9 protein-coding genes are annotated in these 9,153 nt (G+C 71.8%); 5 read left to right on the top strand and 4 right to left on the bottom strand.

The annotated features are described in order from the left end of the window. Positions 1–123 precede the first annotated feature (123 nt). The 3 genes from ACFXGX_RS36005 to ilvA form a co-directional block, all read right to left on the bottom strand. Positions 124–981, bottom strand: a complete 858-nt coding sequence (locus ACFXGX_RS36005) for an ABC transporter permease (protein WP_384800225.1) — start codon at positions 979–981, stop codon at positions 124–126. Continuing rightward, positions 978–2,012, bottom strand: a complete 1,035-nt coding sequence (locus ACFXGX_RS36000) for an ATP-binding cassette domain-containing protein (protein WP_384800222.1) — start codon at positions 2,010–2,012, stop codon at positions 978–980. Before ACFXGX_RS36000 ends, ACFXGX_RS36005 begins: the two co-directional genes overlap by 4 nt. 216 nt (positions 2,013–2,228) lie before the next feature. Continuing rightward, positions 2,229–3,458 carry a threonine ammonia-lyase gene (gene ilvA / locus ACFXGX_RS35995; RefSeq protein WP_384800219.1) on the bottom strand — a complete coding sequence of 410 codons (1,230 nt, stop codon included), beginning with the start codon at positions 3,456–3,458 and terminating at the stop codon, positions 2,229–2,231. A 165-nt stretch (positions 3,459–3,623) separates the two neighbouring features. On the opposite strand from ilvA, the gene ACFXGX_RS35990 reads away from it, so the two are divergent. The 3 genes from ACFXGX_RS35990 to ACFXGX_RS35980 all read left to right on the top strand — a co-directional run bounded on the left by ACFXGX_RS35990 (position 3,624) and on the right by ACFXGX_RS35980 (position 5,167). Then, entirely contained in the window at positions 3,624–4,130 is a 507-nt protein-coding gene (locus ACFXGX_RS35990) for a MarR family winged helix-turn-helix transcriptional regulator (RefSeq protein ID WP_384800260.1), read from the top strand. A 294-nt stretch (positions 4,131–4,424) separates the two neighbouring features. Continuing rightward, positions 4,425–4,919, top strand: coding sequence for a sigma factor-like helix-turn-helix DNA-binding protein (locus ACFXGX_RS35985; protein WP_384800257.1), 495 nt, complete (start codon positions 4,425–4,427; stop codon positions 4,917–4,919). Further along, positions 4,916–5,167 (top strand): hypothetical protein, encoded by a 252-nt coding sequence (locus tag ACFXGX_RS35980; RefSeq protein WP_384800216.1) that lies wholly within the window; start codon positions 4,916–4,918, stop codon positions 5,165–5,167. Before ACFXGX_RS35985 ends, ACFXGX_RS35980 begins: the two co-directional genes overlap by 4 nt. Positions 5,168–5,357: 190 nt before the next feature. On the opposite strand, the gene ACFXGX_RS35975 is transcribed toward ACFXGX_RS35980, so the two are convergent. Further along, complete coding sequence (locus ACFXGX_RS35975) at positions 5,358–6,512, bottom strand: cystathionine gamma-synthase (RefSeq protein WP_355763496.1); 1,155 nt, start codon at positions 6,510–6,512, stop codon at positions 5,358–5,360. A gap of 168 nt (positions 6,513–6,680) precedes the next feature. Here ACFXGX_RS35975 and ACFXGX_RS35970 point away from each other — a divergent pair, with 168 nt between their 5' ends. Then, positions 6,681–7,799, top strand: a complete 1,119-nt coding sequence (locus tag ACFXGX_RS35970; RefSeq protein ID WP_384800213.1) for a hypothetical protein — start codon at positions 6,681–6,683, stop codon at positions 7,797–7,799. Positions 7,800–7,900: 101 nt separating this feature from the next. Then, complete coding sequence (locus ACFXGX_RS35965; RefSeq protein WP_384800210.1) at positions 7,901–9,007, top strand: serine hydrolase domain-containing protein; 1,107 nt, start codon at positions 7,901–7,903, stop codon at positions 9,005–9,007. The last annotated feature ends 146 nt before the right edge of the window (positions 9,008–9,153 follow it).

The raw sequence follows: 9,153 nt of genomic DNA, 5'->3' as shown, positions 1-9,153 counted from the left end.
TCCCCGGGGTTTCGTGGTTTTTTGTTTTGTGTTTCACTCCCACCCCCCTCGACTGTCCCCCTCCCCCCCCCCCGCCCCCCGGGCGGCCCCCCCCCCATGTCCGCGTCGATCAGGGCAGGAGCGTCACGCCGTCGCCGAGCGGTACTTGCGGACGGCGAGCGTCCTGAAGATCACCACGATCAGGACCGAGTAGATCACCGAGGCCCAGACGGGGTGCTGCATGGGCCAGGCGCCGGACGTCGACACGCCCGGGTTGGCGAACAGCACCCGGCACGCCTGCACGGTGGCGCTGAACGGGTTCCAGTCGGCGACATGCCGCAGCCAGGGGGTCATGTTGCTGGTGTCCACGAACGCGTTCGAGATGAACGTGACCGGGAACAGCCAGATCAGCCCGCCGGACGTGGCCGCCTCGGGTGTCCGCACGGACAGGCCGATGAGCGCGCCGATCCAGGTGAAGGCGTACCCGAGCAGGAGCAGCAGCCCGAAGGCCCCGATGACGCGGAACGCGTCGGTGCTGCCGTTCGAGCCGACCCGCCAGCCCACCATGACGGCGACCACCGCGAGGACCAGCAGGGTCAGCGCGGTCTGCACGAGGTCGGCCAGGGTGCGGCCGGTCAGCACCGCGCCCCGCGCCATGGGCAGCGACCGGAAGCGGTCGATCAGGCCCTTGTGCATGTCGTCGGCGATACCCGCGCCGGCGCCCGCGGTCGCGAAGGTGACCGTCTGGGCGAAGATGCCGGCCATCAGGAAGTTCGTGTAGTCGGTGGCGCTGGTGCTGCCGCCGATCTTCATGGACCCGCCGAAGACATACGTGAACAGGACCACGAACATGATCGGCTGGATCAGTCCGAAGATGACCATCTCCGGGATCCTGGACATTCTGATCAGGTTCCGCTTGGCGATGACCAGGGAGTCCCGGACGGACTGGTAGACCGGGTTCGAGGGTGCCGTGACCCGCACGGCGTCGCTGACGGCGCTCACTTCACGGCCTCTTTCGTGCTCTTGTCGGTCCGGGCGTCCTTGCCCTTGGCGCCCCGGCCGTCCGCCCGGCCGTCGCCCTCCTCGGCCTTCTCCTCGGCCACATGGCCGGTGAGCGAGAGGAAGACGTCGTCCAGAGTGGGACGGCGCAGGCCTATGTCGTCGATCTCGATGCCGCGGCCGTCCAGCTCGCGGATCACCTCCGCGAGGAGCTTCGCGCCGCCGGTGACGGGCACGGTGAGCTTGCGGGTGTGTTCCTCGACCGTCGTCTCGCCCTTGCCGAAACCGCGAAGCACCTCGGAGGCGGTCGCGATGTGCTCGCGATCGTGCACGACGACCTCGACGCGCTCGCCGCCGGTCTGCGCCTTGAGCTCGTCGGCGGTGCCGCGGGCGATGACGCGGCCGTGGTCGACGACGCAGATGTCGTGCGCGAGGTGGTCGGCCTCTTCGAGGTACTGGGTGGTCAGCAGCAGCGTCGTACCGCCGGAGACGAGCTGCTTGATGACGTCCCAGAGCTGCTGGCGGTTGCGCGGGTCGAGGCCGGTAGTGGGCTCGTCCATGAACATCACCGGGGGCGACACGACCAGGGCCGCCGCGAGGTCGAGACGGCGTCGCATGCCGCCCGAGTACGTCTTCGCGGTGCGGTCGGCGGCGTCGGCGAGGTTGAACTGCTCCAGGAGTTCGTCCGCGCGGACCTTCGCGGCCTTCGCGCGCATCTGGTAGAGCTGTCCGACCATCTGGAGGTTCTCGCGGCCGGTCAGGTATTCGTCGACCGCCGCGAACTGCCCGGAGAGGCCGACCCTGCGCCGTACCGCGTCGGGGTCCTTGAGCACGTCGACGCCCGCGACGACGGCCTTCCCGCTGTCGGGGCGCAGCAGAGTCGTCAGACAGCGGACCGCGGTCGTCTTGCCCGCGCCGTTCGGCCCGAGCATGCCGAGCACGGTGCCTTCCGGGACATCGAGGTCGACGCCGTCCAGAGCCCTTACGTCACCGAAGGTCTTCACCAGGCCTTCGGCGTAGATGGCGCCTGGCATGAGTGTTCTCCACGTCGTTGGGGATTTTGGGTTGTGCGCGTTTTCGGATGTGCGTGTACTTCCGATGTGCGTGTACTGGGGACTTGCGCACGACGAAAAAGTCATCGGCCCGGCCCCGTCGGAGCCGATCCGCGGACCCACCGTAACGCGATGTATCGCGTCACTCAATGGAATTTCCCGAAGCGGGACGACCGGGCCCCGGGGGCTGCCGCGCCCTCAGTCGATGACCGTGTACCCCGCCTCGCGCAGCGCCGCGTTCACCTCGGCGCAGTGCTCGTGCCCCTTCGTCTCCAGGTGCAGCTCGACCTCCACCTCCGTGAGCCCGAGCCGTGGATCGGTCCGCACGTGGCTCACATCGAGGACGTTAGCGTCCGCCACTGACAACACCCCGAGAAGCGTGGCGAGGGCACCGGGCCGGTCCGTGAGCCGCAGCGTGACCGCCAGGTAGCGGCCGCCCGCCGCCATGCCGTGCCGCAGGATGCGCTGCATCAGCAGCGGATCCACGTTCCCGCCCGACACCAGCGCCACGACCGGGCCCTCGAAGGCGCCGGGGTCGCGCAGCAGCGCCGCGACGGAGCTCGCGCCGGCCGGTTCGACGACCAGCTTGGCGCGCTCCAGGCACAGCAGCAGCGCGCTGGACAGATCGTTCTCGGAGACCGTACGGACCTCGTCGACCAGCTCCTCGACCAGACGGAACGGCACGTCGCCGGGGCGGCCGACCTTGATGCCGTCGGCCATCGTCGCCGGGTTCTCGACCGACACCGGCCGCCCCGCCGCGAGCGAGGGCGGATACGCCGCCGCGCCCTCCGCCTGCACCCCGATGATCCGGACGTCCGGGCGCAGCGACTTCACGGCGACGGCCACGCCCGCCGCGAGCCCGCCGCCGCCGATCCCGAGGACGATCGTGCGCACCTCCGGGCACTGCTCCAGGATCTCCAGGCCGACCGTGCCCTGCCCCGCGATGATGTCGGGGTGGTCGAAGGGGTGGATGAACACCGCGCCCGTCCGCTGCGCGTACTCCTGGGCGGCGGCCAGGGTCTCGTCGACCACCTGCCCGTGCAGCCTCACCTCGGCGCCGTAGTCGCGGGTGGCCGCGACCTTGGGCAGCGGGGCGCCGTTCGGCATGAACACGGTGGACCGCACGCCGAGGAGCGAGGAGGCGAGGGCGACGCCCTGCGCGTGGTTGCCCGCGCTCGCGGCGACGACGCCCGCGGCGCGCTCCTCCGGGAGCAGGCCCGCGATCCGCACGTACGCGCCGCGCAGCTTGAACGATCCCGTCCGCTGGAGGTTCTCGCACTTGAACTGCACCGGTGCGCCCACGAGCTGGGACAGATACCTGCTGCCCTCCATCGCGGTCACCCGCGCCACACCCGACAGCATCTTCTGCGCGCCGCGCACGTCGTCGAGCGTCACACTGGGAAAGGAGTCAGCCCTGCTGTAGCTCATGACCGCCAGTCTCGCAGTTCACGCGGGCGCACTCCCGTGGTGACCACGCTCCGAGACTCGGTTTGCGCAGCGCCGGTACGGCCCGCGCCCCGGCCGCGTAACCTGTCCCCCAACCCAGCTCCCCACGCATGAATTGAGCCCCCGGCCATGCCCACTACACCAGAGATGTCGATGGACATGACGACCGTCGGTGACACCGGTCTTCTCGAAGCCCTTCAGCACGAGGTCGCGGTCTTCGCGCGCCGTGCGGAACAGACCCGGCTCGGCGGGGTGGGGCAGGTGCGCAACTCCATGGACCGGGCCGCCTACCTCCTGCTCAACCGCCTCGACAAGGAAGGCCCGATGGGCGTCAAGGCGCTCGCGGCGAGCATGGGGATCGACTCCTCGACGGTCACCCGGCAGGTCGCCCCGCTGGTCGACACCGGGCTCGTCAAGCGCACCTCGCACCCCGAGGACGGGCGCGCCGTGGTGCTCCAGCTCTCCCCGCGCGGCCAGTCCCGCCTGGACGAAGTACGCACGTCCCGGCGTCAGTTGATGGCCGAGCTGACACACGATTGGGCGCCGGAGGAGCGCGAGGTGTTCTGCGCGCTCCTCACCCGCTTCAACGGCGCGCTCTCCGCCCGCCAGGCGGCCCAGGGGATGCCGGCGCCGGAAGCCGAACCGGCCTCCTGAGCCCCACCCGGGGCAGGCGGTGGGTCATGCCCGGGACCGGGCGGCAGACCGCGCCCGGGACCGGGCGGCGGGCCACGCCCAGGACAGGCCATGGGCCGCGCCGACGCCAGGCCTCGGGCCGTGCCCGGCGCCCCCGGACGTCCGCCGCCCCGCACGCACGCGTGCATGTGCTCCGAACTCTTGACCAAAAGGCGCCACCTGGCCTCATATGAGACCAGGTCCTCGTCGTACGGGGTGCGACGGGTCGCACGCGGCCGCGGGCCTTCTCAGGGGCACCCTCAGGCGGGAGGCATGGTGCGAGAACGGCGTGCCTCCCAAGGCGTTCGCCGGGCCCGGGAGTTCGAGGCCTTCGTGGCGGGCGCGGCGGGGCGGCTGCTGCACACCGCCACGCTGCTCACCGCGGAGCCCCGGGACGCCAACCCGCGCGCGCGGCGGCTGCTGACGCTGGCCCTCGCCCATACGTACGCCGCCTGGGACCGGCTGCACGGCGAGGATCCCTACGACAGCGCCCGCCGGCAACTGGTGGCGCGCTTCCAGCGCACCGCGTGGCACCAGTACGGGAGCTTCGGGCGGCGGCGCGCCTGCCCGGACCACGTCCTGGCCGCCCTCACGCCCCAGGAACGGCTGATCCTCGTCCTCAGGCTGTACGAGGGGGTCGCCGAGGAACAGGCGGCGGCCCTGCTCGGGCTCCCCGCGGAACGGGTGGGGGCGATCTGCGCCCGCGCCATGGCGACGCTGCTGCACCCGCCCCGCGATCCGGCACCGGCCCTGGAGGTGGCGCCGTCATGAAGCGGTCGGAGCGCGAGGCGGCCGTGCGGCGGATGCTGGAGCAGGCACCTTCGCCCGTGGTGCCACCGGACCTGTACGGCGAGGTCGTACGCCGCGGACGGCGCCTGCAGCGCCGCGGGAGGGCGGTGCGGCGGCTGCTGTGGCTGGCGCTGCTCGCCGCGGCCGTCGTCTTCGCCGTCTGGGCGGCGACGGCCCGTCCATGGGTGGAGCCGCCGTCGGACACGACTCCACCGCTGACGGGCTGGTGACCTGGCCCCGCTGACCGGCCGGGTGAGCGGGCCCCGCTGACCGGCCGGGTGAGCGGGACTCCACCACTGACGGGCCGGTGACCGTACGCCACTGCCCGCGGGCCGGTGGTCCGGCGCGCGGGCAGTGGTGGCGGGTCCGGGCAGGCGGTGACGGGTGGGCCGGTGGGGACCCGGAAGCCGCCGCCCCGGATCAGCCCAGGGCCTGCTGCAGGTCCTGGAGCAGGTCGTCGATGTTCTCGATGCCGACGGAGATGCGGACGAGGTCGGCGGGGACCTCCAGCGCCGAACCGGCGACCGAGGCGTGCGTCATCCGTCCCGGGTGCTCGATCAGGGACTCCACCCCGCCCAGCGACTCACCGAGCGTGAACACCTTGGCGCGGTTGCAGACCTCGACGGCCGCCTCCTCGCCGCCCTCGACCTGGAAGGAGACCATGCCGCCGAACGCCTTCATCTGCTTGGCGGCGATCTCGTGACCGGGGTGCTCCGGGAGGCCCGGGTACAGAACACGCGTCACGCGCGCGTGCCGGGTGAGCATGTCGGCGATCCGGCCGGCGTTCTCGCTGTGCCGGTCCATGCGCACGGAGAGTGTCTTCGTGCCGCGCAGCACCAGCCAGGAGTCGAAGGGCCCGGCGACCGCGCCCATCGCGTTCTGGTGGTACGCCAGCTCCTCGCCGAGTTCCTGGTCGCCGGTGATCAGCGCGCCGCCCACGACGTCCGAGTGGCCGCCCATGTACTTGGTCAGGGAGTGCACGACGACGTCCGCGCCGAGGGCGAGCGGCTGCTGGAGGTAGGGGGTCGCGAAGGTGTTGTCGACGACGAGCCGGGCGCCCGCCTCGCGCGCGATCTGCGCGATCACGGCGATGTCGGTGATGCCGAGGAGGGGGTTGGAGGGCGTCTCGACCCAGATCGCCTTGGTCTTCGGGGTCAGTGCGGCCCGTACCGACTCGGGGTCGCTGGTGTCGGCCACCGACCACTCGACGCCCCACCGGGACACGACCTTGGCGAAGAGCCGGAAGGTGCCGCCGTACGCGTCGTTGGGGATCACCACGTGGTCACCGGGGCTGAGCAGCGTACGCAGCAGGCAGTCCTCGGCCGCGAGTCCCGACGCGAAGGCGAGCCCGCGGCGGCCGCCCTCCAGTGCTGCGAGGTTCTCCTCCAGTGCGGTCCTGGTGGGGTTGGCGCTGCGGCTGTACTCGTAGCCGCCGCGCAGGCCGCCGACGCCGTCCTGCTTGTAGGTCGAGACCTGGTAGATCGGCGGGACGACCGCTCCGGTGAGGGGATCGGCGGTGTTGCCCGCGTGGATCGCGAGCGTCTCGAAATGCTGACTGATGTGCCTGTCGCTCATGAGTCCCGAGCCTAGTGCTCCTTACGCGTTCGTGACGGCGTACACCCGGCCGCGGGGCGGACCTTCGCCCAGAGCGTGACGCGTACACGCGGGACCGGAGCGGACCTTCGCGCAGAGCGTGACGGACCGGGTTGGCCAATTGTCGGACCCGTCTGGTTCGCTGGAGGCATGCAGATTCTCTGGGTCCTGATGGCGCTGGCCATGTTCAGCGTGGTCCTGCTGCCGGTGTTCCGGCGCAGGCGCAGCGGTATACAGCTCGTCACGCCCGGTGACCCGGACGCCGCGGACCCCGCGAACTACGGCTTCCTGCGTCAGGAGGAGCTGGACATCCGCATGCCGGGACCGGACGCGGATCTGCTGAACGTCCTGGACGTGGTGCAGCGGACCCAGGACTACCGCGCGGCCTCGCAGCTCCTGGCCGGCACGGAGACCGAGGGCGAGACCCGCTGGCAGCGGGTGCAGGCCTTCGCGGGCGCCGCGTCGCTGGAGCTCCAGCAGCGGCCCGGCGGGGTCAGCGAGACGCCCGGCGGACAGTGGCTGCGGGTGTGGCGTGCCGAGGCCCCCAAGGACGCGGGCGGCGCCGCGGTGCACGCCGAGTTCCTGGTGCAGCAGGCCTGGCGGACGTCGACGCCGGGGACCGACGACTTCCGGATCATCATGGAGGAGGCGCGGTCCGCGTGCGGCGACGCGGCGCTGCTGTCCCCCGGTGACCCGATCCCGTACGTCATCGAACTGTCGGTGGCGCGTGGACTCGGCTACTCCCAGCCGGAGTTCGAGAAGCTCTGGCTGAAGATCCTGGACCGCGCGCCCTCCCACATGGGCGCGCATCTGGCGGCCCTGCACTACTGGTGCGAGAAGTGGCACGGCTCGCGGGAGACGGCGTACGCCTTCGCGGAGGCCGCGGCTGCACGCGCTCCGGAGGGCTCCCTCCTCGCGGCGATGCCGCTGTTCGCGGTCTTCGAGCACCTGCCCGAGGTGAACCTGGTCCGCAGCTTCTACCAGAGCGAGGTCGTGACCAAGGCCGTCCACGGCGCGCTGTACGCGGTCCACGCGGCCCGCCCCGACGACCCTATGCTCGCCCACGTCCGCCATCTGCTGATCTGCTTCCTCGTCCGCGGCGAGCGCTGGTCCGAGGCGATGGGCCAGTTGGTGCACGTGGACGGCCACGTCGGTGCCCTGCCCTGGACCCTGAGCCAGGACCCGGCCTCGGACTACGCGATATACCGCGCGCTGGCGGTCGCCGGTTACGAGGCCAACGGCGGCAGCCCGGCAACACTGTCGCACTGAGGACGGCGCGCGAGGCGAGGGCGGCCCGGCCCCGGGGCCGGGTGACCGCGGGGGCCGGAAATTCGGTTGCCCTCCGGGCGCTCCCGGGCTACAAACCACACATGGCCGACATCCAGGGCTCGTACGACGATCTCTTCATCGCTGTGCCCCGCGCACTGTCCACGATGCTGGACGAGGGCGACGCCGGTGCCTCGGTGGCCGTCTTCGTGGACGGCGAACCGGTGGTGGACGTCTGGGGCGGTTTCACCGACGCGGACCGCACGAACCCGTGGCAGCGGGACACGATCACCAACGTCTGGTCCGTGACCAAGACGATGACGACGCTGTGCGCGCTGATCCTGGTCGACCGGGGCGAGCTCGACCTGGACGCGCCGGTCGGCCACTACTGGCCGGGATTCGCCCGGGCGGGCAAGGAGAAGGTGCTGGTGCGGCACCTGCTCGCGCACACCGCGGGCCTGCCCGACTGGGACGGGCCGATCGAGGACCTGTACGACTGGCCGTCCGCCACGGCACGCCTGGAGGCGCAGACCCCGCAGTGGGAGCCGGGCGGCGCGGCCGGGTACCACTCGCTGACCCAGGGGTTCCTGGTGGGCGAGGTGGTCCGGCGGATCACGGGCGTCAGCCTGGGCGAGTTCTTCGCGCGGGAGGTCGCGGGCCCGCTGGACGCCGACTTCCACATCGGACTGTCCGCCGAGGACGACCACCGGGTGGCCCTCACGATCCCGCCGTCCGGCCAGGACGAGGACTACACCGCGAGCGCGCCCGGCGGCACGGCACCGGTCACCAGCGCCGCGCGCGTACGGGTCCGTGACGGCAACAGCGTGGCCTGGCGCCGGGCGGAGATCCCCGCGGCGAGCGGATACGGCAACGCCCGCTCGGTCGCGCTCGTGCAGTCGGTCATGGCCTGCGGAGGAGCGCTGGGCGGCACCCGGCTCCTGTCACCGGCGGGCTGCGAGCTCGCGCGACAGGAACAGTTCAGGGGCGAGGACCGCCGCCTGGGCATGCCCGTCCGCTGGGGCCTGGGCTACGGCCTGTTCGACACCGGCCTCGGCTGGGGCGGCTGGGGCGGTTCCCTGGTCGTCGTCGATCCCGAACAGCGCATGGCGGTGGCCTACGTGACTCACCAGATGCGCGAACCGGCGAACGACCAGCGGGGCATGGAGCTGCTGCTGTCCGCCTACGACGGCCTCCAAGGCCTGAAACCGTGACGGACCGGGTCACGGTCAAAACATAGTGTCCCGGGGCGGGGGCGGGGGGGGGCCGGCCCGATAACTACCGGTCCCCGCCCTCCACCACCACACGGCTGGTGGCCGGGAAGTAGTCGCCCGTCAGCTCGGCGGGCGTGGTGCGCGGG

Source organism: Streptomyces sp. NPDC059371 (assembly GCF_042751995.1).
GTDB lineage: Bacteria > Actinomycetota > Actinomycetes > Streptomycetales > Streptomycetaceae > Streptomyces.
The sequence above is the reverse complement of the archived record's forward strand: the minus strand, read 5'-3'. Positions and strand labels throughout refer to the sequence as shown.